The sequence below is a fragment of the Microbulbifer sp. ABF4_107 genome (assembly GCF_056312215.1).
In genome coordinates this window covers 2376538-2402072 of sequence record NZ_CM149983.1, presented here as the reverse complement: position 1 = coordinate 2402072, position 25535 = coordinate 2376538, and the positions used below count along the sequence as shown (strand labels likewise).

The following is a 25535-nucleotide window of genomic DNA, read 5'->3' as shown; positions in this document are numbered from 1 at the left end:
ACAAAGCGGTGTATACCGCAGTTCGCAAGCACCAGATACTGATTGAAGAGGCTCCCTTCGGCGAAGCGGTTTTGGAAGAGCGCCAGTCCGGTATTCGCCACAAGATTCGCCTCGCCCTGCAGAAAATAGTTGCGGAAGAACGCGTTGAAGCCGCACGCATTCAGGCGGTACACGAAAAGCGCAGTGAGTTGGAAAAAGTTGGCGCGCATATTGCTCGGGGTGCCCAGGGCTTTGGCGAGGCGGTTTGGGGGCTCGCCGTGTGGGTCAAGGATGTTGCCGAAGTGGCGATGGTGGTCAGGTCCACTCGAGTGCAGTACGAAATGCTCGGTGCCACATATGACTACATTGCGCACGACAGAAGTTTCGAGGCATCCGGCAGTGAATATCTGGGCGAAGTGAAAAAAGAAGTGGTCGATGTCCTCGGCTTCGACCCGTCCACCATTACCGCAGAGCAGCTAAAACAGGCCTTTGAAATCGCCGAGCTGATCTACGACGATGCCACGTTACGCAGTGATATCGGCCGCTTTGCCAAGGATTACGTCAAGGCGCAACACAGCCTGGAAATTTCTGAATTTGCCGGTGGCGGCGTTTTTGAAATCGTACTGACGATTGTTCTCGCCGCATTTACCGGCGGAGTTGGCGCCGCTGGAGCCATGGCCAAAAATGCGCGCCTGATGTTCCGTTTCAAGGATGTGGGCGACTTGTTTCTGGATTTTGCGAAGTTTCAGAAGCAGCGCAAGTTACTTCAGAAAAAACGTGGTGCCAAAACTAAAGGTGCTCCTTTTGATGGCCTCCAGTCCGAAGAAGTGTCCGTCTCCAAGCCAGCTCCCAATGGTGCTGGTTCGACGTCAAAAAACCAGGGATCTTCTGCGAAGAGTAACAATAAGCCCGGCGAAGAACACTCATCGTCGGGTAATCCTGATCCCGGTCCTGAAAAAGAAGGTCACGCGAGCGGTGCCAATGAAAATGGCGAGACAACCCAGTGTAATGGCAAGGCCTGTGAAAGTGGCGAACCGATCAACCTGAAGACCGGTGAGGAGCGGCTGACCCTGGTGGATGCAGTCCTCGACGGCCCTCTGCCGTTGACCGTGGCGCGGACGTATCGGAGCAGTAGCCGTAAGGACTCTGGTTTGGGGGTCGGCTGGAGTCACACACTGGCCGAATCTCTGGACGTGCGATCAGGGCGTGAAACCGTTGCATTGCATGACGCCGAAGGTCGGGTTATTTCTCTTCCAAAGCCCCAGTTGGGTGGTCGCAGTCATAACGTCGTTGAAAAACTAAGTACCACTTATTTCTCTGATGATCATTGGATCATTACACCGTACGGTGCTCCCAAAGGTGTGCAGAAGCATTTCAGGGCTCAGCAGGGTAATGATCGAGCATTATTGCTATCAGAGATTCGCGACGGCTACGGAAATTTTTACAAGTTCCACTATGTACGCGGCCAATTGATCTGTGTTGAAAGTAGTCTTGGTGAAGCGCTGCACATATCGCTGGTCGACGGTCGTATTGGTGAACTGAAAAAAGAAAGCCGTGATGGCCAGATTTCCTCCCTGGCAAGTTACGAATATAGCGAGCAGGGTGACCTGATTCGCGCGACCGACGCGAATGGCCACAGCGAACAATACGAATACGTCGGCCACCTGATCAAGACGCGGACCCTCAAGTCCGGTTACCGCTTTCATTTCCAGTGGGACGATACGGGTTCTGGCGCTCGCTGCCTGCGGCAGTGGGGTGACCCCATTGACGGGCAGGCTACCTACGATTATTCCTTTTCGTGGGATGACGACAGACACGGTGTCGCTGTCACCGACACTCGCGGTGGTACCGAGCGCTACCGGTTTGATGAGCGCGGCCAGCCGATCTACTACCGGAATGCCGAAGGTGGGGAGACACTCTACAATTACAACTCGCTCGGGCAGCCTACCGAAGTGCAATTGCCGGCGGAAGAGGGCACAAAGCGCAAGGAGTTATTCGAATACGACAGCTTCGGCCGCCTGGTTGCCAAAACCGATGCTGCCGGCGGCGTTCAGAAAATCGAGTACAACGGCAATGGCCAGCCGGCAAAGCTAACCGACGCCGCCGGCCGTATCTGGCAGCGCGAGTTCAATCAAAGCGGACAGGTTACTGCCAGCATTGATCCTCTGGGGCAGGTTACTCGCTACTCCTACAACCCCATTGGCCTGATTGGCAGTATCACCAACCCGCTAGGGCAGACAACACGCTATCTGTGGAATCCACAGGGCAAGCTCTCAGCGGTACACGATGCCGCTGGCCGCTCCCAGCACTATCGCTACGATATTCACCAGCGTCTGATCGAGGTACAGCACGGCCCGGATCTCTTCACCCGTTACGAATACGACGTGCAGGATCGCATCAGCGCGGTAACGGCGCCCGATGGTGGTCGCACGGAATACCGTTACAACGCGCAAGGGTTGGTGGCAGAGATCACCGACCCGGAAGGGCGCAGCACGCGGTATGACTACGATGGCCTGAGCCAGGTGAAAATTCGCACCAATCCGGATGGCAGCCGTCTGCAGTACCAGTACGATGGTGAGCGCAATCTGATTGGTCTCACCAACGAGAAGGGCGAGCAGTATCAGCTCAAGTACGACCTGAATGAGCGTTTGACCGAGGAAGTCGGCTTTGACGGGCGCATCACTCGCTACGCCTACAATAGTGCTGGCCACCTGATTGCCAGCCGCGCGGTCACGGACCTGGCAACCGGCAAGGGTGTAGATACCCTGTACGAGCGGGATGCCTTCGGCCGCCTGTTGCAGGAAATCACCCCGGACGGCACCACAAGCTACCGCTACAACCGCGCCGGCCAGATGGTTGAGGCAGAAAACGCCCACCGCAAACTGCGCTGGGATTACGACGCAAGCGGCCGCCTGATAGGCGATTGGCAGGACAATGCAGAAATCCTGCACAGTTACGATCAAGCCGGCAACCGTATAGCCTCTCGCTTGCCCAGCGGAGAAGAGCTCACCTACGGTTTTAACGAAGTGGGCCAGTTCCAGAGCCTGCACACCCGGTTCGCCGGAACAGAGACAGCGACTCTACTGGCCTCCATTGATCGCGATGCACTCGGTAGAGAAATCGCCCGCGTACACGGTAACGGTCTCACCACCAACAGTAGCTACGACCCGCAGGGCCGCCTGCAAAGCCTGCGTGTGGGTAAGTCTGCAACGGATACAAACAAACCAGTAGAAAACCCGCTGCTGGAGCGCAGCTACGGCTACAACCGCAGTGGTCAGCTCACCCAGATCAACGACAGCCTGCGCGGCAACCGCAGCTATCACTACGACGCGCTGGATCGCCTGACCCAGGTAGACGGCCCGTCTCCGGAACATTTCGTCCACGACCCCGCACACAATATCCTCGCCGCCGCAGGCAGTGCGGAAGAAGCACAACAGCAGGCCGGTAGCACCCAGGTAAACGGCAACCGCCTGCAGTTCCGCGGCGATACCCACTACGAATACGACATCCACGGTAACCGTACCGCGGCACTGCGTGGCAAAGGCCAAAAACTCCAGACCCGCTATCGCTACAACAGCAAGCACCAGCTTGTTGAAGTAACGCAATACAAGGTGGATGATGCCGGCGAGCCACAACTCCAGTCGGAAACCCGATACCAGTACGACCCCCTCGGTCGTCGCGTGCGCAAGCAGGGGCAGGGCACTACCACCGAATTTCTGTGGAATGGCGATGTACTGCTTCAGGAAACCACTCGAGACTCCGAAAGCAGCCAGGACCTGAAATCCCGCACTTACTACTTCGAGCCGGAAACCTTCAAACCGGTCGCGTTAAGCGAGGATGGAGAGGTATACCAGTACCACCTGGACCATCTCGGTACTCCGGACACTCTGACGAATGCTGAAGGTGACGTGGTCTGGAATGTCAGCTACAAAACCTACGGCAACCTGGCCATCGCCCACCGAGAAGAAATCGCCCAGCCGATTCGGTTTCAGGGGCAGTATTTTGATGAAGAGAGTGGGCTGCATTATAGCCGACACCGATATTACGATCCGGGTACAGGGCAGTTTACTCAGCAAGACCCGATTGGGCTCTTAGGTGGGGATAATAGCTATGCCTACGGACCGAGCCCCGTTATTTGGATTGACCCTTTAGGGTTAACATGTAAAGAGCTAACCTCCTGGAATCAATTCCAGAATGACACTAAAGGTCATTTTTCGAATAGTTCGGAAGCAGCAAAAAGCTATACCCGGATGAAAAATGTGCAGGCCATGGAGAAGGGCAAAAGGCCAGACCCTGCTACATACTTACCTCAATCATACATCGATGCACATTTGCAGAAGTTTGAAGGAGGTGCGTCATATTTGGTGCCAGAAAATATTTTGAATCGTTTTGGAAGAGAAATCCTGGGGTGCCCTGATAACTCGCAATTTGTAATGAGTAAGGTTGAAATGGATGACCTGCTCAAAAGAGCAGGTGGTGATGTGAGTTATATTGAAAAAGAGTTGGGCATTCCGTCTGGCTCATGGTCGGGTCAAACATTAAAGCGAATTGATATATCTGACCCAAATAGTCTTAACCTCCGTTTTCCTAATGGTAATGAGTGGGGGGCTAACGACGAATGGTTAGCCGGAGGCAAATTGCCAACAGGTTATTCAGAAGCAGTTGTTGATAAGATTCCTAAAGGGTCTTATACAGAAGGTGGGATTAAATAATGATCAAAAAAATTAAAGAAGAGCCTTGGAGCTTTTCTCTTTATGAAGATGATGGTGGTTTGATCTTATCTGTTTTATGTGGTACTGGCGCCATGTATGAAACTGTAATCAGACTCAATGAAGATGAATCCAACCAAGTTGAAAGTGGGAAATTAAATGCTCTTGTGGAGTCAATTAGAAATCATCCTGGTAAATTTAAGGAGCGCAGAATTCAGGGTTTGAATCTTTAAAATTCTTGCTCAGAAAAAATTGATTTATTTTTTGCTCAATATCGGCTAAGCCTGATTGGTAGGCGTCATGGAATTGGTCAATGGCCAAAAAGAGTTGACCAGTACACCTTGCATGTCATGACCGCTTGGTCTAATTGAGTTCTAATGTACCATCCCCAAAAGCCAATCCAATAACAACCAAGGCGAGGGAAAACCATGCGTACAGCAGACCAGTGGTTCAGCGAATACGGCGAGAGCCACCAGAATTCCACCAACAAGGCCATCCACTGGGTGGCGGTTCCTTTGATTTACCTCACGGTAGTGGGGCTTTTCTGGTCCATTCCCCAGCCGGAGTGGATGGCTTCCTTGCCCTGGCTGAACTGGGCAGTTGTTACGCTGATCCCGGCGCTACTTTTCTATATGGCAATGTCCTTCCCTCTGGGGCTGGGTATGCTGGCACTGTCCCTGCTTTGTCTCGGTGCTTGCAGCGCGATGGAGCGAGCTGGCATGAGCGTGCTCTGGTGGTCTGTGGGGCTGTTTGTGGTGATGTGGGTATTCCAGTTTGTGGGGCACCATATTGAGGGCAAGAAGCCTTCTTTCTTCAAGGATCTCCAGTTTCTGCTGATCGGCCCGGCCTGGGTAATCGGCTTCCTGTACCGCAAGCTCGGAATCAAATACTGATATTATCTCTGGGTACTCTTCAGGAGCCTGCAAGCGGGCTCCGATTCCTACCTAAAGGGGAATCTTTTACCGGTTGTAGTGCACCGGTACTTCCAGCGTCTCTTTCACCTGCTCCATCACCACATAGCTGGTGCACTCCTGCACTTCCGGCAGGGTCAGTAATGTTTCCCCATAGAACCTTCGATAGGCGCTCATGTCGGCCACCCGCGCCTTGATCAGGTAGTCAAAGCTGCCCGACACCAGATAGCACTCCTGTACTTCCGGTAACTCCGACACCGCGCTGCGGAAGGCCTCAAAGGCATCCTGGGCGGAGCGGTTCAGGCGGATCTGTACGAAGACCACCAGCGCGGCGTCCAGGTACTCCGGATTGATCAGGGTGGTGTAGCCCTGGATAACCCCGTCACTTTCCATCTTCTTGACTCGCTCCACACAGGGCGTGGCGGTCAGACCTACCTGACGGGCCAGTTCTGCATAGCTGGTGCGGCCGTTTTTCTGCAGTACTCGCAGGATATTGCGGTCAATGGTGCTGAGTTCACTGGCACGTCGTTTCATGGTTTTCCTTTTGGTTTTTCTGTGCGCTTTCTCGGGGCTTGACTTGGCTGTAACGCGCGGCTGGGTTCTGTCTGGCTAAAAAACGGTCTTTGCGCCATGTGGCCAGTGGATTCCACTAATAGTATTGGAAAATCTACAGAAATCCACTCTAAAGAGACGCCTATACTGCGGGAATCCAACAAAAGAAGAGCGCAGCTAATGGCGCTTACAGGGTAATTGAGGAGAAACGTTATGTTGATCGGTGTCCCGAAAGAGATTAAGAACCACGAGTACCGTATTGGCCTGACTCCGGCGAGCGTGCGCGAGCTGATCGGTCACGGTCACGAGGTGATCGTGCAGAAAGACGGCGGTGCATCCATCGGTTTCACCGATGAAATGTACCAGCAGGCTGGCGCCAAGATTATCGACACGCCGGAAGAGATTTTCGCCACTGCGGATATGATCGTGAAGGTGAAAGAGCCGCAGCCCCACGAGTGCGAAATGCTGCGCCCGGGTCAGTTGCTGTACACCTATCTTCACCTGGCGCCGGACCCCAAGCAGACCGAGCTGCTGGTGAAATCCGGTGCGACCTGTATTGCCTATGAAACCGTAACCGACCGTTTTGGCGGCCTGCCGCTGCTGGCGCCGATGTCTGAAGTTGCCGGCCGTATGTCCGTGCAGTGCGGCGCGCACCACCTGGAAAAAGCCCAGGGTGGTCTGGGTGTTCTGCTGGGTGGTGTACCCGGTGTTGCCCCGGCCAAGGTGCTGATTATTGGTGGCGGTGTGGTTGGTACCAACGCGGCCAAAATGGCCCTGGGTATGGGTGCCGACGTGACCATTCTGGATCGCTCCCTGCCGCGTCTGCGTCAGCTGGACGATATCTTCGGTGGCGCAGTGCGCACCGAATACTCCACCAATGATGCGATCGAATCCCACTCGCTGGAGGCCGATCTGGTTGTGGGTGCGGTACTGATCCCGGGCGCTGCAGCACCGAAACTGCTGACCCGCGACATCATCAGCCGCATGAAGAAAGGCGCGGTAGTTGTGGATGTGGCGATTGACCAGGGCGGTTGTTTCGAAACCTCCAAGGCAACTACTCACCAAGAGCCTACCTACGTGGTCGACGGCGTGGTGCACTACTGTGTTGCCAACATGCCGGGCGGTGTAGCGCGTACCTCTACCATGGCCCTGAACAATGCCACCCTGCCGTTTGCGGTAGCGCTGGCTAACAAAGGTGCCAAGCAGGCGCTGCTGGACGACGCCAACCTGCTGGAAGGTCTGAACGTACACGCTGGTATGGTGACCTACAAAGCCGTAGCCGATGTACTGGGTTACGAATACGTGGATCCCAAACTGGCTCTGCAGAAATCCGCTGTGGAATCGGATGTTGCTGCCTAAAGGCATCTGCCTTCAGGTGGTACAGAACTGAATTTTATCAGTTCTCTTCTGGGGCGCCCCCACGCCCCACTCTGTGAGACCCGGCAGTGTCTGACTGCCATTGCAGCCGCGCTTTTTAGCGCGGCTTTTTTCGTTGTGGCGGGGGGGGTATTTTGTGAAGACGTTCTAAATCGGTTTTGAAGAGATTTATCTGGCAGGGAAGAGTCGACTGAGCAATACGGGGAGGGCGGTTTCCACACGTAAAATGCGCGGCCCGAGATGTACTGACTGGAAGCCGATTTCCTGCAGCTTTTCCACTTCGTAGGGAATAAAGCCACCTTCCGGCCCGACCGCCAAGGTAGTCTGCTGCTGGATATCCACAGGGCAGGGTACGTCGGTTACCGGGTGTGCCACCAGTTTGAGGGATTCTTCTGCAATGGACGGCAGCTCGTCTTCCACAAACGGCTTGAAACGTTTGCGCAGCTCGATCTGTGGCATAACCGTGTCCACCGCCTGCTCAAGGCCGAGTATGCATTGCTCGCGCAACTTTTCGTCCTCAAGCCACGGGCTTTGCCAGAAGGACTTTTCCACCCGGTAGGCGTTGATCAGGTAGAGCTTTTTAACCCCGAGCGCAGTGGCGTGCTGGATGGTGCGCTTGAGCATTTTCGGGCGGGGCAACGCCAGGATCATGGTCAGCGGCAGGGGGGCGGGCGCATCCCGTTGCAGGGTGACGGACATGGCGATGTGATCTTCGCCGCGGCCGGTGATTTCGCCCTCGCCAATCTGTCCATTGATGACACCCACTTTCATGCGGTCGCCAATCTCTGCGCGGTGCACTTCCGCCATATGCTGAAAGCGGCGGCCGCGCAGGAGCACTTCGGTAGAGGCCTCTGTGGAGGACTGAAAATCCTCCGGCGCAAGCAAAATCAGGTTCATTGATTACCGCCTGGCGCTGGCCACGGCACCTTTGCCGATGCCTTCATAGGCGCGCACGGTAATGTCCTTACCGGAATTTTCTTTGGCCAGCTCGTCCGCAATATATTGGGCGAGCTGTTCGACGGTGGTGTCGCAGCCGAGAATTTCACAGCGGCTGGCAGGCATGCTCAGGGTGAACGCGCCCTGCTGGGCCTGGTAGGCGAAGTGCAGATGCGTATCCTGACCTTCGCCGGATTCCTTGATGAGATCTTCCCGGGTGCCCAGATAGATATCTTCCCAGCGTCCTGCCCAAAGGGTTTCGAGCTCTGGACTACGTTGCCCATCCACATCGATACGAATACGGGAGCGGTGGCCGTGGGCGATACGTTGGCAGTTGCCATCGTGCTTTTTGAGGCCGTGACTGTAGTGATAGAAAGGTGTGTCGATTTGTTCGTTGCTGAAGCCGAGGGTGAGCTGATCCACGCTGGTCGGGAAAACACCGTCCAGCTGGGTGACGCACCAGCGCGCTACGGATTCCGCAGTAATGGATTCTGCTTCTACCAGAGCAAAGGCTTGCGCGGGGCCACCGACGGAGATGGTTTTTCCGTCGGCCAGTGTCCATTCCAGATTTAGCTGCTCGCCTTCTTGCTGGATGGCGATATGCGGCGACTGAGTCGGCACCAGAAGGCGGTGATCCAACTCATCGTCCAGCCAGTTGCGCAGGGTTTTTTTTACGATGCCGAAATCGCATACCATCCCCTGATGATCCAGAGCGCCGTCCAGCGCGGCGTTGGCCAGCCAGGTTTCACCCACAATTCCCCGGGCGTGGTGGAGATAACTGAAATCCACATTGGTGAGGCTGTCGACGAATAGGTGCATAGGTGGCTCGGTTAAATCGAAGGGCTCGGTAAGGTCGCAGAAAGCGGGCCCAGATCGGGCGCGGCACAGTATAGCTTTTTTGCCCTGGCAATTTGAGCGGCGCGGGTGAAAATCCGCGGAGGATTGAATAGGGGGAAATAGGGGCTGGAACCTGGCGCCAGGAGTCTCTATAATCGCGCCCTCTTCGAGTGCAGCGGTACCTGATATTGCATTTTCTGCAGTAAACAGCCTGGTACCAGCGTCAGTGCTATTCTGTGTGCTCGAGCGTTGTGGCGGCCCTTCCGGTCTCCTCGCAATGATCAGCTGTGAACCCCGCCAGGCCCGGAAGGGAGCAACGGTAGCAGTGACATCATGTGCCGGGGGTGTGCTGGTTGGGCTGCCTCCAATTTCCCTCTCCAGTCTTTTTCCATCGCTTTTATTTCGCCTTGAGCCTGCGCGGTTTTTGGGCAGTTCCAGTGTGCGTCGCGACTGTTCGCGAAATATTTCTCCAGTACAGTGGCTTTACGGGGAATTTTGTGCCGAAGTCCTCTGAGGAACTGTGTCAACGTCTCGGCACGGGCGAAGCCTGTGCTATAAAACCGCGACAGACTTTTTTCTTGTTGCCGCCCGCTCAGCCCGAGCCAGGCCCCAAATAACGTCAAATAATGACTCATGATCAGAGGACGCCGATGAAAAAGCTCGCGTTGGTAATCGCCGCTGCCACCTTCACCCTGGCGGGGTGTGACCGAGAATCCCCGGATGCCGGAGCGCCAGTACCCGCGGCACAATCCAAGGCCGCTTACGGCGCGGATACCACCGATGCGGGCACCGTTGCCAGGGCTCAGGATCAGGGTCGGGACGGTAATGGCGACCAGCTGGATGCCGAGGCTGCCAAGGCGTTTCTGGATAATGCCCAAGAGCGATTGGCCAAGATGTCGGAAGAGGCGAGTCATGCCAGCTGGTTGGCGTCCACTTACATCAATGTGGACTCTCAGTACACCGAAGCACTGGCCATGGAGCGCTTCACCTCCATGGCAGTGGAGCTGGCCCAGGAAGCGGCAAAGTTTGACGACGTCGAACTGGACGCGGAAACCCGCCGCATGCTCACGATGCTCAAACAGGGACTGGTTTTTCCCGCACCCAATGACCCCAAGCTGACCGCAGAACTGGCTCAGATCGGCTCGAAAATGCAGGGCATGTACGGGGCGGGTAAGTATTGTCCGGATAACAAGCTCGGTGACGAAAAGCCTGCTGCCAGCGACGACGGCGAAAACAAGTGCTACACCCTGACCGAAATGGGCCAGATGATGGCCAATAGCCGCGACCCGAAATTGCTCAAAGAGCTGTGGGTGGGTTGGCGCAAGGTGTCGCCGCCGATGAAGCCTTTGTACGAACGCCAGGTAGAAATTGGCAACGCCGGTGCCAAGGAGCTGGGTTACGACAACCTCAGTGTCATGTGGCGCTCCAAATACGATATGCCCGCGGATGCCTTCGCCGCGGATATGGACAATCAGTGGAACAAAGTGAAACCCCTGTACGAAGCACTCCACTGTCATGTGCGCGCGCGACTGAATGAACATTATGGCGATGATGTTGCGCCGGCCACCGGCAAAATTCCGGCGCACCTGCTGGGCAATATGTGGGCTCAGGAGTGGGGCAATATCTACGACGTCGTGAAAGATGACGACATGGAAGCACCCTATGATCTGACCCAGCTGGTCGTGGATTCCGGCATGAGCGAAAAGGATATGGTGAAGGCCGGGGAGAAATTCTTTACTTCACTGGGCTTCAAACCGCTGCCGGAAACTTTCTGGGAGCGCTCTCAGTTCGTACAGCCGCGGGACCGCGACGTGGTGTGTCACGCGAGCGCCTGGAACCTGGATGGCCAGGACGATATCCGCATCAAGATGTGTATCAATAAAACCGGGGAAGACCTGATTACCGTGCACCACGAGCTGGGGCACAACTTCTATCAGCGCATCTACAACAAACAGCCGTTCCTTTACAAAGAGGGCGCGAACGATGGTTTCCACGAAGCCGTGGGTGACACCATTGCTCTGTCCATCACGCCGAAGTATCTGAAAGAAATCGGCCTGATGGATGAAATTCCCGGTGAAGACAAAGATATCGGGTACCTGATGCAGCAGGCGCTGGACAAGATTGCGTTCCTGCCGTTTGGCCTGTTGGTGGACAAGTGGCGCTGGCAGGTGTTCAACGGCGAAGTGCAGCCGGGCGACTACAATAAGGCGTGGTGGAAGCTGCGAGAGGATTATCAGGGCATTCAGGCGCCGGTTGAGCGCAGCGAGGCCAATTTTGATCCCGGTGCCAAATACCACATTCCCGGTAACACCCCTTACGCCCGTTACTTCCTGGCGCGTATCCAGCAGTTCCAGTTCCACCGCGCCCTGTGCGAGGCCGCCGGTGAAACCGGCCCGCTGCACCGTTGTTCCATCTTCAAAAACAAGGCGGCCGGTGAGAAGTTGCGCAATATGCTGGCCATGGGAGCGAGCAAACCCTGGCCCGACGCTATGGAAGCGCTCACCGGTCAGCGTGAGCTGGATGCCTCTGCCATAGTGGATTACTTCCAGCCGCTGATGGAGTACCTGCAAGAGCAGAATAAAGATCGCGAGTGCGGGTGGGAATAATCCGGCAGCGTGAGAAATTCAATTGGCTGGCACTATTGACCATATATTCACAGTCAATGGGGCCTGGGGTTTGAATGCCAGATTATGACCATAGTATTAGCTATGTCCTGATTTTATGGATTGAACTCGAACCACAAGAAGAGGTTGCTAATGAGCAATATTGATATCGGTATCAATGAGAAGGATCGCGAACAGGTTGCAGAGGGATTGAAGCGCTTGCTGGCCGATTCTTACACCCTGTACCTGCAGACTCACAATTTCCATTGGAATGTGACCGGCCGTCTGTTCAGGGAGCTGCATCTGATGTTCGAGGAGCATTACACCGAACTGGCGACCGCGGTGGACGACATTGCCGAGCGCATCCGCACCCTGGATGTGGTTGCACCGGGTACTTACAAAGCGTTTGCCGGGTTGAGCTCGATTAAAGAGGTTGAGGACGTGCCCGCAGCGGAAGAAATGGTACGGATCCTCACCCAGGGCCACGAGCAGGTGGTAAAAACCTGTCGCGAAGTGCTGAAGGCGGCACAGGATGCGGATGACGAATCTACCGCAGCACTGGTGGGCGACCGTATGCGGGTGCATGAGAAGACTGCCTGGATGTTGCGGGCGACCGCGCAGTAAGTAGATCTCCCCCCCCCTTTCGAAAAACCGGCCTCTGGCCGGTTTTTTTGTGCCCGTAACTTTTCTTCTGCGGTTCCAATCTGCGATTGCCACTTGCGCTTTATTACTGTGTGGTGCACAGTAATTACTGTGTGATGCACAGTATGGACTGAAACGGAATGACAGAAGCGCCGGAAAAACTCCAGCGAATGGTGATGGAAGTACGCCGTGGGGCGCTGACCCTTGCGGTATTGCTCGCGCTGGGAGAGCCGCACTACGGCTACTCCCTGCGCAAGAAGCTGGCACAGCAGGGGCTGGAGATTGACGAAGGCACCCTCTACCCGCTGCTGCGCCGGCTGGAAGACCAGGGGCTGCTCTCCAGCGACTGGCGGCAGGAAGAGGGGCGCAAGCGACGCTTTTATCAGATCGATGACACTGGCGAGATCGCACTCGCAGCCATGCGCAGTGAGTGGCAGAGCCTGAACGACGTGATTGGCCAGCTGGCGGACAAAATGGAAAGTATGGCAAGTATGGAAAGTGGAGGTGGAATCAATGGCGACACAGACTGATTGGTTGCAGCGTTACGTGGATAACGTACGTACCTATTTGCCGGCACGCCTGCGCGAAGATGTGGGCAATGAGCTGCTGTCGGATCTGCAGGATCAGCGGGATGATCTGGAAGAGTCCCTGGCACGTGCGCCCAGTGAGCAGGAAATTCTCGACCTGTTAAAGCAGAGGGGACACCCCATGTCGGTGGCCGCGGCCTATCAGCCGCGCCGTGCACTGGTCAGCGAACCGCTGTTTCCGCTGTACCTGCAGGTGCTGAAGTGGACCTTTCTGATTATCGCGGTGGTGACGGCGATCGATGTGGTCGGCTCCCTGTATTTTGCCGAAAATCCCAATCTGCTTTCTGCTGCGATTGGCTGGTTTAGCGGCCTCTACGAAAGCGGTGTGCATTCATTTGTCGCAGTCACGCTGGTGTTTTATCTCATCGGGGAAGGGTTGAATAACCGTCAGGTATTTGCCAACTGGAATCCCCGCTCGATGCCGAACGTGGTGGACAGCGGCCGGCGCATCAAGCGCTTTGATTCCTCGGTGGAATTTGTCGTAACCCTGTTGGCAATGGCGTGGCTGAACGATCTCTGGCTGCTGCCGGCGAGCAATGGAGGTAATGCACTGGCCCTCTCGCCGGAGATGATGGCGTTGCTGCCATGGCTCAATATTGCACTGGGCGCCAGCGTGCTGCTGTCGCTGTACAAATTGATTTCCCCGTTTTGGACACGTGCCCGCCTGCTGGTGGATGGGGCGCTGAATATTTACTGGCTGATACTGCTGGCATTTTTACTGGGCCTGCAGGCGCCTTTTTCCATACAGTGGCAAGGCGGTGACCTCTGGCAACCGAGCCAGGGTAATTGGCAGGTGGCGGTTGGAGTCGTGGTGGCGATCACTGCGTGGGATCTGTTTCAAAATATCCGCCGGCTGGTGCGCTCACCATCAGGAGTGCGTGTTTGACACCAGGGCTAGAAATGCCTGGGCTGGCGCTGAAAGGGCGCCGGCTTCCCGCGCGAGAATTCCTACCGCATGGGTTACCACTGGTTCCGCCAGAGGTTTGCACACCAACCCATACGCGCGCATTTGCTCCTCACATAAGCTAGGCACCGCGCTAACCCCCAGGCCACTCTGTACCAGCCGGCCGATGGTGCTGAGCTGGTTTGCTTCACACAATAACCGCGGGAGCACTTCCCCAAACGCGGCGTCTGTCCAGCGGCGCACCGCAGAGCCCCGGTTCATGGCGATAAATGGCGCCTGCGCCAGGTCCCGCCAGCGCACCAGTTTTTTCCGCTGTAGCTTGTGTCCCTCCGGTAGTACCGCGATAAAGCGGTCTTCGCCGATGGGGGTGAAGCTCAGATTGCCCAGATCGTCCGGACGAAAACTGAAACCCAATTCCGCGCGCCCCTCCTGCACCGCATTCACCACCCGCTCCATCACGATATCTTCCAGCACGATATTGATATCCGGGTGTTGCCGGTGAAATTGCTTCAGCAATTCCGGCAGCTGGTTCAGGGCAAAGGCGGGGATGGCGGCGATGGACAGTTGCCCCTGCTGCAGGCGGAAACGCTGCTGCACCGCATCCAGAGTGTTGTCCCAGTTGTGCAGCAGTTGCTGGGCGCGCTCCACAAAAGCGGTGCCCTCCGGTGTCAGTACCAGTTGCCGACCTCCGCGGCTGAACAGGTCGCCACCCAGAGATTCCTCCAGGGTGCGAATGGCGATGGAGATGGCCGGTTGCGACACATGCAGCTGTGCGCTCGCTTCCGCCAGGCTGCGGGTTCTGGCCACGGCCACAAAGGCGCGCAGCTGTTTGATGGTGGTGCTCATACTGGAGTTTTGCGTCGTGTAGGCCCTGATTATCTGTTAAGTAAAACTTATTAAATAATAATAAGTTTAAATTAGTCTTAAGTGTTAGACCAAGGCATGATTGTTCACATGGCGAGACGGCCAATAATGGTCAACCATTCAGACAGAATGCCGACACAGAAAAATGAGAGAGCCCGCTGACATGAGCAATCCAGTGCAACCCCTTTGGCAGCCCACGGAAGAGGCCATTGCCGCGACCCAGATGGACCGGTTTCGCCGCCAGGTAAATGAGCTGCATCAGCAAACCCTGCCGGATTACCACGCCCTGCACCAGTGGTCTGTGGATAACCGCGAGGCATTCTGGAGCCAGTTGTGGGATTTCGGCGAAGTCATTGCCAGCGAGCGCGGCGAGCGGGTACTGGGGAAAGACACCATGCCCGGCGCCGAGTGGTTCCCGGACGCGCGGTTGAACTTTGCCGAAAACCTGCTGCGTTTTCGCGACGACAAGCCGGCGCTGATCGAGCGCCTGGAAAACGGCAGCCGCCGCGAATTGAGCTACCGCCAGCTGTTTGAGCGGGTAGAGCGGCTGGCCGCAGCGCTCGCCAATGCCGGAGTGGAGAAGGGCGACCGGGTAGCGGGTTTTATGCCCAATATCATCGACACTGTGGTGGCCATGCTCGCCACCACCAGCCTCGGCGCCATCTGGACCTCCTGTTCCCCGGACTTCGGTATCAATGGCGTTCTAGATCGTTTCGGCCAGGTCGCGCCGAAAGTCTTGTTCGCCTGTGAAGGCTACTTCTACAACGGCAAAACTATCGACTCCCTGCCGCGTCTGGAGCAGATCGTCGATCAGATCGATTCGATCCAGCAGCTGGTGGTGGTGCCAGTGGCGCGCTCATCGGAGCAGACCGAATCGGATATCGACGGCCTGGATCGCGCCGTAAGCCTCGGCGCTTTTGTGGGAACTGCGCCCGCGCGCCCACTGACGTTTGAGCAAACCGAATTCAATCACCCGCTGTACATCATGTACTCCTCCGGCACCACCGGCGTGCCCAAGTGCATCGTGCACGGCGTGGGCGGCACCTTGCTGCAGCACATTAAGGAACACCGCCTGCACACGGATATCTCCCGCGACGACACCCTGTTTTACTTCACCACCTGCGGCTGGATGATGTGGAACTGGCTGGTAAGCGGGCTCGCCTGCGGCGCTACCTTGGTGCTCTACGATGGCTCGCCGTTCTACCCGGCAGCGCAGTGCCTGTGGGATATGGCGGACGAGGAAAGCATTAGCGTATTCGGTACCAGTGCCAAGTACATCGCCGCGCTGGAAAAGGCCGGCTGCAAGCCGCGCGAGAGCCACAAGCTGGAGCGCCTGCGCGCGGTACTCTCCACCGGTTCGCCGCTCGCCCACGAGGGGTTCCGTTACGTGTATCGGGACATCAAGGCGGATCTATGCCTGAGCTCCATCTCTGGTGGCACCGACATTGTCTCCTGCTTTGCCCTGGGCAACCCGACCCTGCCGGTGTATCCCGGTGAGCTGCAATGCCGCGGTCTGGGTATGGCGGTGCAGGTGTGGAGCGACGATGGCAAGCCGGTGGAGCAGGAGAAGGGTGAACTGGTGTGCGCCACGTCTTTCCCCTGTATGCCCATCGGCTTCTGGAATGATGAGGACGGCAGCAAGTATCACAGCGCCTATTTCGAAAACTGGCCCGGCGTCTGGGCCCACGGCGACTATGCGGAAATTACCGAGCACGGTGGCGTGATCATTTACGGCCGCTCCGACGCGGTGTTGAACCCGGGTGGCGTGCGCATTGGCACCGCAGAAATCTACCGGCAGGTGGAAAAAGTCGAAGAGGTGCTGGACAGCATCTGTATCGGCCAGGAGTGGCGCGATGATGTGCGTGTAGTGCTGTTTGTGGTGCTGCGGGAAGGGCTGACCCTGGGCGACGACCTCATCCAGAAAATCCGCACCACCATTCGCGCCAATACCACCCCGCGCCATGTGCCGGCGAAAGTAATCCAGGTGGCGGATATCCCTCGTACCATCAGTGGCAAGATTGTGGAGCTTGCCGTGCGGAATGTCGTGCATGGCAAACCGGTGAAAAATCAGGAGGCGTTGGCGAATCCGGAAGCATTGAAGCTGTTTGAGAATTTGTCAGAGCTCGCCGGAGAGTAATCTCCTCTTAAAGGCGATATCAGGACGGGCGGTGATGAAAAAGGCCGGGCCAAGTGCGAACTTGCCCGGCGAACAGTCGGGGTAGATGGATCGATCCCGTGCAAAAAATACGCACCGGGGAGAGCCTCTGTATCAGTTGGCTGCCGGCTGAGCCAATTCTTCATTCATTTTGCGTAGCGCCATCCGGGTGATATATCCGCCCATCAGGCAAACAAATCCAATGATTCCCAAGCTCAGCAGGCCAGAAAAGCTGGTGAAGAGATCAATCATTGCGTCCATTTTCGTACTCCTGAGCGATAGAGGAAGTGGTATAAACGTGGACTGCATGCTCTAACGGGGTGTTGCGCTGTAGTCCTCTCAACTGGCTCCAGTCTAGGGTGTGGTGCTGTGCCGCACTTGATCTGGATCAACTGAGCGGCCGATTCAGCCCTCCCGGGGGTACCCCCACTCTTGCTATCTGTTGGCGCAGTGTTCAGCTGCGCGGCAGGTGAGGTTAGCAGTGACTTCTGTGGCCCGGGACCCCGGTTTCCCCTTGCCCTTGGCATGTCCTATCCGCCAAACTGCGCTACCCTGTGGGGTAGTGATTCCACCTGTATAAACCGAATAAATTCACGGAAGATCCGCATGATTACCTACTTGTACTGGGCCGCTGTTATCGCCCTCGTGGTGCTCAGCCTGTTTGCCGGCAGCCGATTTGGCAGTCTGGGGAAAGGGGCGATCGTTGCCGCAATTATTTTTCTCGCTGGTTGGCTGGCCTACTACTTCCATTTTGAGCAAGTATTTGTAAAGCGCTTCGGTGGCGTGATGTACATCAGTGTGCCTGACGGTCAGCGTCACCTGGGGTCCACCTGGAAAGACGACAACCTTTGGGTGGAAAACTACGACCCAAAATCCAATCAATGCATCTTCTCTGAATACTCCAAGGGCAACCTGCTGGAGGGGCGTGTAGTGATTAAAAACTGCAACCCGCTGCTGGAACCTGCCGACAGGCCTGCACGAAGCGGTCAATAAGCCTGGGTAGAAGCAACTTTTTGGGTCTCCCGGCGTCGCAGTAGGGATGGTTGGCAAACGGATTTTTGTCTTGCGCGATTCTTTGCCCGCTCGTGGAGCGGATTTCATACATATTGCTATCGGAATTCTGATATCGGCGCTGCTGCTCTTGCCGCAGCCCGGTGTTGCGCTTCCGTTTTTCGACAGTTTGCCCAAGTTCAAAGTGCGCGTGCTCGAAAACAGCGAGCTGCAGGATTGGCTGAAAGATCAGTTGAATGAACAGCGCAAGTCCAGCAGTGTACTCAAGTCCTATGAGGACCCTCATGACGTCGCGCGCTATGAGCGTGGCACCCTTGAAAAACTGCTGCGCTCGCGCGGCTACTACGATGGCCGGGTGCGCCAGTCGGTCACCGGTGGGGAGATTCTGTATCGCGTGGTGCCGGGGCGGCAGTTCCGCATCAAATCCCTCGAGATTGATATGCCTGCGCGACTGCAGGCAGGTTTTCCCGGTGTCGGCCTGCAAGTGGGGGATCCCCTGGAAGCGGTCAAGGTTGCCGAGGGGGTCAAAAAGATCGAATCCTACCTGGCTGAGAATGCCTGCCTGTTGAATGTCGATGTGGACTACAAGGCGACGGTTATCCACAGCGAGCACACGGCGCGGCTTGTGTACCGGGTAGCGCCGAGTCCGGAAGTGCACATTGGCGAGTTGAGTATCGCCGGTGCCACCAGTGTCAATGAAGACTACCTGCGCAAGCGGCTGAAACTCTCCCCCGGTGACTGCTTTAATCGAGCCAAACTCGACGCTGCCAAATTGCGTTTGCTGCGCACGAACCTTATTGCCGGTGCCAATGACGAGGTATCCGAGCCTCACGACGGAGTGGTTGATGTCACCTTTCTGGTGATCGAGCGAAAACATCGCACCATTCGCCTGGGGGTGGGGTACGCCTCCGATGAGGGAGCCGGCGTGTCTGCAGGCTGGGAGCACCGCAATATTCTCGGGCGCGGGGAAAAGATTGAAGTCGAGACCCGAGTCAGCGAAATCACGCAGTCCCTCAAGGGAGAGCTGCTGGTGCCGCGCTTTTTCCGCGATGACCAGGACCTGGCGGCGACCGCTGAGGCCTCCAATGAAGATCGGGAGTCCTATCAGGCAGAAGCCGTCACCATCGGCGGAACGATTTCCCGCCGGCACACCAAACACCGAACCTTCAGTGTGGGCAGCGAGCTGAAGTTCAGTAAGGTGCAGGAAGAGGGCGAAGAGAGCGAAAATTACAACCTGCTTTCGTTCCCCCTGGGGGTCAAGATCGACACCACCGACAACCTGCTGGATGCACGTCGCGGTGCCACCGTGGCTCTGGAGGTCAGTCCCTACTTTGACCTCAAGGGAAGCAGTACACGTTTCGTAAAAAACACCCTGGTCGGCACTGGGTATCTTACCGGCGATGATATCCGCTTTGATCCCACACTGGCGGTGCGTATCAAGGCCGGTGTGATCAGTGGAATCGATAACCTGGATATTCCTGCGGATGAACGCTTCTATTCCGGCGGCGGTGGTTCAGTGCGCGGATACGCTTATCAGGCCCTGGGGCCGCGCCGACTGATTCCGTCAACCGTTCCCGGTGAGCCGCCCACGCTGTCTGACCCCATCGGCGGCCGCGGCCTCAGTGAAATTTCCGTGGAAGGCCGCTTCCGGTTTACCGAAACCTGGGGCGGCGTGTTGTTTGTGGATGGGGGTAATGCCTACGCCGACCCGCAGCCCAGTTTTGACGACCTCTATTGGGGGGTTGGTATCGGCGTTCGCTATATGACGTCTTTTGCACCGCTGCGTTTTGACATCGCCTTTCCACTGGATCGCCGGGAAGACCTGGACGATAGCGCTTATCAGATCTACGTCAGTTTGGGGCAGGCGTTCTGAACATGACGGATTCCCGCCCTGCCAAAACCGCCCGTTCTCCCCGGCGCAGATTCTGGTCGAACCGGCCGCGTCTGACCTTGTTTGCGGCCATGTTACTGGTACCGCTGATTCTCAGCCTCTTTTTGCTCGGCTCAGAAAGCGGTCGCGAACTGCTTACCCGTGGTGGGCTTTCGGTGGCACGTCACTTTTTACCGGATCTGGAAATCCGTGAGCAAGGTCTGCGAAGCCCGCAATGGGGCAAGTGGAGCTTTGAGCTGCTGCAGGTGCGCTACAAAGAGCGCACCATGTTGGAAGCGCAAAATATCACTGTACACATCGCGTTGCGCCCGCTGCTGCGCAATCAAATCCATATTCCAGAAGTCAGCGCGCGGTCGCTCCTGTTCGACAATCTGGTGCTGGGTGAATACCTGCAGGACCACGTCAGTGAAGAGGAGGTTGAGGACGCTGCGGAAGAGGTGGACGACCCGACCATGCCGGCACTCTGGCTGGAGCGACTTGCCGTCGACCGTCTGACTCTGATCGATAGTAATCTGAAAGACTTTCCCGTTGTGGCGGTGAATGGGCGCGGCAGCTACCAGTGGCCGGGCAAGCCGTCAGAGCTGATGCTGGATATTGCCGAACACGAAGGCCATAAGCTCCACGTGCGTCTCGATGGGCAGATGCAGTCGAAAGAGCTGTATCAGCTCACTCTGTCAGCGGACGAACTGGCTGGCGGCTTTCTCGGTCGCACCTTGCAGCTGCCGGAGGGAAACGGGCTGGATGCCAACGGCAAATTCCTGCTGCGCCTGAGCGGAGAAAGCCGGCTGGAGGTGACCATTGAGCGCTTCTCTGTACCATTGGTGCGTCACCGCTTTGGGTTGAGTGGCAAAAGCGACCTGGTGCTGTCGCCGTGGTCTGTTTCCACCGAAGATCTCAGCCTGACCGTCGACGATACCCGCCACACGGTTCGAGGGCGGGTAAGCAGCGAGTCCATGGATCTGCGCATTAATGTGGACCGGTTGCCAGTAGCGATCTCCCAGCCATTTCAGGACTATTTGAAAGGTGGTTGGCTATCGGCGGATCTTGTGGTTAAGGGTCCACTGACCCTGCCAAATGCCGATGGCTCTGTTGAGTTGCGCACAAGCTACCAGGATCAACCGGTCCACCTGACCGCGGAAGTGGAAACCGTGAAAGACGATATCCAAATCCGCGGCGCGCGTCTGTCACTGGCTGACGCGGAAGTGGAGGCATCTGGGCTGGTGGATATCAAGGGAGAGTCAATCGACCTGAAGGCGAAGCTCGAGCAGCTTCCGCTGGCAAAAATTCGCAGTATTCTCGCGGCACTGGAGGAGACTCGCGACGTCGAGATTCCCCCGGAACTGGATGGCACTGTGGAGCGCTTGCAGGTTTCTGCAAAAGGAGCCTGGGCCAACCCCGAATTGGCGGTAGAGCTATCGAGTGCGCTGCAATATCAGGAATTTGCCGCCCGGGTACAGGGGCATGTTACCGGCAATCCGAAGAAATTTTCGGTGCAGGACCTGCTGTTGGAGGGCGAGGGGCTGAGGGCCAGCGGTAGTGGTGAAGTCAATGTGGAAGCCAAGGCCCTGCAGGCACAACTGGATGTGGCTGCGCGAGGCCTGCAGCCGGCGGAGCAGTTTGGATTGCCGGTGGACCCAGGAACCCTGGTCGACCTGGATGCCGTGGTGTCGGTGAGCGGGCCCTGGGAAAACCCGAAAATGTCCGCACAGCTCTCCTCGGATGGAGATTACCGGGAATACCGGTATCGCCTGCGCGGCGGTGCTGCAGGCAATACAGAGGCCATCACATTCGACCGGTTGCGTCTGGATCTGTATCGCGGCTACGCCGCTGCCGGACAACCTGCGCATTCGCGGCAGCAGTCTCTGCGCCCGGACGACACGGTCGAGCCGCAGGAAGACTACCCCTTGAATCAGCCTGCGCCGGATACTCCGGGCCAGTCGCGGGAGCGGGTTGTGGGAGCGGCGGCGTTGGCGCAGGACGCAGAACAGGCGCGCCAGCGCGGTAGTGCCTGGCTGGAACTGAACGGTGTTGTCGAGCCGAAGGCGCAGCGTGCAAACGGCAGTGTTGCCGGCCGCAATATCCCATTGGGGCTGGCGGAGCTTGCCGGCGTAAAGCTGCCGTCTTCCCTTCGTGGTGAGCTCAGTCTCGACGGCAACTTCACCGGCCCGTTCAAATCGCCGGAAGCCAGTGTGAATATTCTCGGCCTGGGAGAATTTCAGGGGGAGCCGTGGCATGTACAGGGGGATGTGAGCTATGGCCAGGCGGCGATCACTCTGTCAGAGGTGAAACTGCTATGGGCGGGCCGCAACCAGTTGACCGCCGATGGCACCCTGAGTGAGCAGGCTCTGGATCTGGAGCTGCAGGCGCAGGCTGTGCTGGCGGATTTCGAGGAGTGGCTGAGCGCGGATATTACCGAAAATGGTGAACTTTCCCTGCGCGCAACCGCGTCCGGTACCCCCCGTGAGCCCGACCTTGCTGGTGAGCTTCGGGTAACCGGCCGCGCGCCGGCGCTGCGGGATGATGCGCTGGTCCAGTCTCCCCTGGTGTTGTCATTGACCTGGGGAACCGTGGCGGAAGATCTGCAGATGCAGTTGGAAGCCAGCCACGGTAGCCGCCAGGCCGCCGATGCACGCGCAAGTCTCGCGATCGCCCCGATTCTGGAACAGCTTTTTCGCGATAAGCCCCCGGGGGAGTTACCGCCACTGCCCATCGATTTCGATGCGAGGGGGGAGGCCGACCTGGCGGCGCTGGGTGCCCTGTTCGACCCGGAAATTCACACCATGCGCGGCACTCTGGATTTCAACCTGTCCGCAGATGGTAACAGCGGTGCCCCGAACGCCCGCGGCAACATCAATTTACGCAATGGTTACTACGAGCACCGTCCGAGTAATACCCGGTTGCGCCAAATTATGTTCGCGGCGGAGCTTGCGCCGGATGCATGGCGTATCGTAGAGGCCAGCGCTCGCGATGCGGACCGCGGGCGCGTAAATCTGGAGGGCGCGGTGCGTTTTAACGGGTCAGAGCCCGCCACGCTGGATTTTTCGCTGGCGGCCCGCAATGCGCACTTGCTGAATATGCCGGGTGCCAAGGGGGCGATCAGTGGCGACCTGCGGTTGTCTGGTGACACAAAAGACGCGAGCTTGGCGGGCACACTCAATTTGCGGCCGCTTGCCATACAGGTGGAGCACTTTATTGGCAGCAGCGTGCCGGAAATTGACGTGATTGAGGTCGAAGTGGATGGGGCTACCGAAGAGGCGAGTGGTCCACCGCTGATGGAAAACATCGACCTGGCCATACAGGTAGTGCTGGACCAGCAGTCTTATGTACGTGGCCTGGGGCTTGATTCCGAGCTGAAGGGTAAAGTGGATATCGCCGGGACTGCGGCCAATCCCCAGGTCGCGGGTACTATCAGTATTGTGCGTGGCAAATTTGATCTGCTGGGCAAGAAGTTTGAACTGCAGGAAGGGCAGGTGCAGTTTGAAAACAATGTCGCGGCAATTTATGTAAAGGGGGTACACACCTACGCGGAGGGCGAAATTACCGCCGAGATCTCCGGGACGACCGACGATCCGAAGATTGAGTTCAGCTCAGACCCCGCAGCGGCGCAAGATGAGATCTTTGCCCAGCTGCTGTTCGGGAAATCGCTGACGGATATTTCGCCCCTTCAGGCGGTGCGCTTGGTTGGCGTGGTACGCACCCTGCAGACCGGTGGCACCGGTTTCGACCCGCTTGCCAGTACCCGCGACCTGGTGGGGCTGGATACCCTCGACTTCGAGTCTGAAGCAACCGAAAGTGGTGAGGATCAGTACTCCCTGAGCCTTGGCAAATACATAACCAGCCGTATCTACCTGGAGTTGCAGCGCAGTACCGACCCGTTGAACCCCTGGCGCGCGGAGATGCAGATTGAGTTGCGCAAGAACCTGCGCCTGGATTTCAAGTCATCGGATAACAACGAAAGTGGTGCCGGAAGTGTGGAGCTGCAGTGGAAGAAGGATTACTGAGCAGCTATATAAATTGAACACCAAAAAATGCGATGAGAGAAAACAAAATGGAATATTCAGTCGCGGTTTTAGCCGCCGGTTACTCCCATCGATTCGGTAGCGACAAGCGCCTCGCCAGTATTCACGGCGAACCCATGTTACTGCGGACATTACAAACAGCCATGGAGGCGGCCGGTGCGTTTGAGGATGCGTCGGTACAGGTGGTATTGCGCGCCCGCGATCCCGTGATAGCCAATGGCCTGAGAAAATTACCGGTTCAGGTGTTACATGCGCCCGTGTGGCCGGTTGGAATTGGCGCCAGCCTTGCGCATATCGTGGAGCAGCTGCAGCGATCCGGCGCCAACCCCAAAGCGGTACTTGTTTGCCTGGGGGATATGCCGTTTGTGGAGCCGGATACTTTCGTCCGCCTGCTGGAAGCTTCCTGCGAGGATAGTATCTGTGTGCCGGTGTGTGCAGGCACTCGCGGATACCCCATTGCCATTGGCCGTAAATACCTGTCTGCACTCGCACGCATGCGCAATACGGGGATGGAAAAGGTCTTACGTATCTTTGCCGACGGTGTTGTCGATGTGGAAGTCGCTGATCCAGCGATCAATTGCGATATCAACCGCCCGGACGACTTCCACGCAGCAATGCGGCAGGATCTGTTCGGAAAAATTTTTGCATCTCGCGATACAGTGACGGATGCGCCGCTTCCATTGCTGTCGGAATGATAAAAAACGCCTCGGTGGCGACGGCGAAGAACTCCGCGGGAGATTGGGCGCCGTAAGTATCGAGCACCGAAGGCTTATCTGAAAAGCCCTTGGAGGTTCCATCTGCCGTCAGTTCGGCTTCGCCGTGTAGGGCTTGCAGCCGCTGACGCAATTCTGCAAAAGCTTCCCGCATCACCGGTGCCCAGGTTTTTCCATCGGCGCTCTTCTCAAAAGGCGGGCGACCGTCCACATAGCCATCTTCTTCATCCAGTTTGTGAGCAAACTCGTGGATAGCCACATTGTGTCCTTGCTGCGGTTCCGTCAGTCCTCGTTGTAAATCCCCCCATGACAATACCACCGGGCCGCGGTAGTGGGCTTCGCCAGCGCGAGCGCTCATATGAGAGGACTGTATATGCCCATGATGGTGTGTTTCCTGCGCGACATAGGAGTCCGGATACACCAGAACTGTCTTCAGATCGGGGTAGCAGTTGTTGGGGCGATCCAGCAACAGCAGGCAGGCATGTGCTGCAATGGTAATGCGGATTTCCTCGGTAATTTCCTGGCCATCACAGCCGACAAACTCCTTATCCCGCAAAAACAGGCTGATGTTCTCCTTCAGTTCTTGCTGACGTGCTGCTGGAAGGTGAGGAAATAGTGCCAGGCTACTGGCAAGAAAATGTTCCTGCTGTGCCGTCAGGGGGCGTGAGCGCAGATAGCCGCGTCGCCAGCGTTGCCACATTATCGGCAGTACCCAAACCAGTACCGCAAGCACGATGACCAATAAAAAGCCGTTCACACTGTATTTCCCTGCTTGGAGGCTCTCCGGTTGGAAGATTGACCTCCGGTAAAATTCTGCGACCATGTGGGCCGCGCCAGACGTGGCG

The 25535-nt window shown here is 56.9% G+C and carries 19 protein-coding genes and 1 other RNA gene; 14 read left to right on the top strand and 6 right to left on the bottom strand.

Annotated elements, in window-relative coordinates; translation table 11 throughout:
- The first annotated feature begins 8 nt into the window (after positions 1-8).
- The 3 genes from ACYX4K_RS09920 (at position 9) to ACYX4K_RS09910 (ending at position 5581) form a co-directional block, all read left to right on the top strand.
- A complete protein-coding gene (locus ACYX4K_RS09920) occupies positions 9-4691 on the top strand; it encodes an RHS repeat-associated core domain-containing protein (RefSeq protein ID WP_476178683.1) in 4683 nt (1560 codons plus the stop codon).
- A complete protein-coding gene (locus ACYX4K_RS09915; RefSeq protein WP_475092286.1) occupies positions 4691-4921 on the top strand; it encodes a hypothetical protein in 231 nt (76 codons plus the stop codon). The genes ACYX4K_RS09920 and ACYX4K_RS09915 overlap by 1 nt, the downstream gene beginning before the upstream one ends.
- 195 nt (positions 4922-5116) lie before the next feature.
- Complete coding sequence (locus ACYX4K_RS09910) at positions 5117-5581, top strand: Mpo1 family 2-hydroxy fatty acid dioxygenase (protein ID WP_475092287.1); 465 nt, start codon at positions 5117-5119, stop codon at positions 5579-5581.
- A gap of 66 nt (positions 5582-5647) precedes the next feature.
- Here the strand turns inward: ACYX4K_RS09910 and ACYX4K_RS09905 are convergent, their stop codons facing one another.
- Complete coding sequence (locus ACYX4K_RS09905; protein WP_475092288.1) at positions 5648-6133, bottom strand: Lrp/AsnC ligand binding domain-containing protein; 486 nt, start codon at positions 6131-6133, stop codon at positions 5648-5650.
- Positions 6134-6364: 231 nt separating this feature from the next.
- Between ACYX4K_RS09905 and ald the strand changes: the two genes are divergently transcribed.
- Entirely contained in the window at positions 6365-7510 is a 1146-nt protein-coding gene (gene ald / locus ACYX4K_RS09900; RefSeq protein ID WP_475092289.1) for an alanine dehydrogenase, read from the top strand.
- 186 nt (positions 7511-7696) lie between these two features.
- Here the strand turns inward: ald and ACYX4K_RS09895 are convergent, their stop codons facing one another.
- Together ACYX4K_RS09895 and ACYX4K_RS09890 are read right to left on the bottom strand one after the other, a co-directional pair.
- Positions 7697-8425, bottom strand: a complete 729-nt coding sequence (locus ACYX4K_RS09895; RefSeq protein ID WP_475092290.1) for a 16S rRNA (uracil(1498)-N(3))-methyltransferase — start codon at positions 8423-8425, stop codon at positions 7697-7699.
- 3 nt (positions 8426-8428) lie between these two features.
- On the bottom strand, positions 8429-9283 hold the full coding sequence (locus tag ACYX4K_RS09890) for a 6-carboxytetrahydropterin synthase (RefSeq protein ID WP_475092291.1): 855 nt from the start codon (positions 9281-9283) through the stop codon (positions 8429-8431).
- A gap of 279 nt (positions 9284-9562) precedes the next feature.
- On the opposite strand from ACYX4K_RS09890, the gene ffs reads away from it, so the two are divergent.
- From ffs to ACYX4K_RS09865, 5 genes are all read left to right on the top strand, one after another.
- Positions 9563-9659: signal recognition particle sRNA small type (ffs, locus tag ACYX4K_RS09885), an RNA gene on the top strand.
- A gap of 292 nt (positions 9660-9951) precedes the next feature.
- Positions 9952-11907, top strand: a complete 1956-nt coding sequence (locus ACYX4K_RS09880; protein ID WP_475092292.1) for a M2 family metallopeptidase — start codon at positions 9952-9954, stop codon at positions 11905-11907.
- Between the two features lie 150 nt (positions 11908-12057).
- The gene (locus ACYX4K_RS09875; protein ID WP_475092293.1) at positions 12058-12528 is read left to right on the top strand and encodes a Dps family protein; all 471 of its coding nucleotides are present in this window, start codon (positions 12058-12060) and stop codon (positions 12526-12528) included.
- Positions 12529-12686: 158 nt separating this feature from the next.
- Positions 12687-13076: a PadR family transcriptional regulator gene (locus tag ACYX4K_RS09870; protein WP_475092294.1), complete on the top strand. Its 390-nt coding sequence runs from the start codon at positions 12687-12689 to the stop codon at positions 13074-13076.
- A complete protein-coding gene (locus tag ACYX4K_RS09865; RefSeq protein ID WP_475092295.1) occupies positions 13060-14019 on the top strand; it encodes a hypothetical protein in 960 nt (319 codons plus the stop codon). Before ACYX4K_RS09870 ends, ACYX4K_RS09865 begins: the two co-directional genes overlap by 17 nt.
- Here the strand turns inward: ACYX4K_RS09865 and ACYX4K_RS09860 are convergent.
- A complete protein-coding gene (locus ACYX4K_RS09860; protein ID WP_475092296.1) occupies positions 14002-14883 on the bottom strand; it encodes a LysR substrate-binding domain-containing protein in 882 nt (293 codons plus the stop codon). The genes ACYX4K_RS09865 and ACYX4K_RS09860 overlap by 18 nt on opposite strands.
- Positions 14884-15064: 181 nt before the next feature.
- On the opposite strand from ACYX4K_RS09860, the gene ACYX4K_RS09855 reads away from it, so the two are divergent.
- On the top strand, positions 15065-17038 hold the full coding sequence (locus tag ACYX4K_RS09855) for an acetoacetate--CoA ligase (RefSeq protein WP_475092297.1): 1974 nt from the start codon (positions 15065-15067) through the stop codon (positions 17036-17038).
- A 132-nt stretch (positions 17039-17170) separates the two neighbouring features.
- Here the strand turns inward: ACYX4K_RS09855 and ACYX4K_RS09850 are convergent, their stop codons facing one another.
- Positions 17171-17317, bottom strand: coding sequence for a DUF3149 domain-containing protein (locus ACYX4K_RS09850; RefSeq protein ID WP_475092298.1), 147 nt, complete (start codon positions 17315-17317; stop codon positions 17171-17173).
- Between the two features lie 345 nt (positions 17318-17662).
- Between ACYX4K_RS09850 and ACYX4K_RS09845 the strand changes: the two genes are divergently transcribed.
- The 4 genes from ACYX4K_RS09845 to ACYX4K_RS09830 all read left to right on the top strand — a co-directional run bounded on the left by ACYX4K_RS09845 (position 17663) and on the right by ACYX4K_RS09830 (position 24672).
- Positions 17663-18049 (top strand): hypothetical protein, encoded by a 387-nt coding sequence (locus ACYX4K_RS09845; protein ID WP_475092299.1) that lies wholly within the window; start codon positions 17663-17665, stop codon positions 18047-18049.
- Positions 18050-18119: 70 nt separating this feature from the next.
- Positions 18120-19940, top strand: a complete 1821-nt coding sequence (locus tag ACYX4K_RS09840; RefSeq protein WP_475092300.1) for an autotransporter assembly complex protein TamA — start codon at positions 18120-18122, stop codon at positions 19938-19940.
- Between the two features lie 2 nt (positions 19941-19942).
- Positions 19943-23959, top strand: coding sequence for a translocation/assembly module TamB domain-containing protein (locus ACYX4K_RS09835; RefSeq protein WP_475092301.1), 4017 nt, complete (start codon positions 19943-19945; stop codon positions 23957-23959).
- Positions 23960-24006: 47 nt separating this feature from the next.
- Positions 24007-24672 carry a nucleotidyltransferase family protein gene (locus ACYX4K_RS09830; protein WP_475092302.1) on the top strand — a complete coding sequence of 222 codons (666 nt, stop codon included), beginning with the start codon at positions 24007-24009 and terminating at the stop codon, positions 24670-24672.
- Here ACYX4K_RS09830 and ACYX4K_RS09825 read toward each other — a convergent pair.
- On the bottom strand, positions 24563-25513 hold the full coding sequence (locus tag ACYX4K_RS09825) for a M90 family metallopeptidase (protein ID WP_475092303.1): 951 nt from the start codon (positions 25511-25513) through the stop codon (positions 24563-24565). The genes ACYX4K_RS09830 and ACYX4K_RS09825 overlap by 110 nt on opposite strands.
- Positions 25514-25535 lie beyond the last annotated feature (22 nt).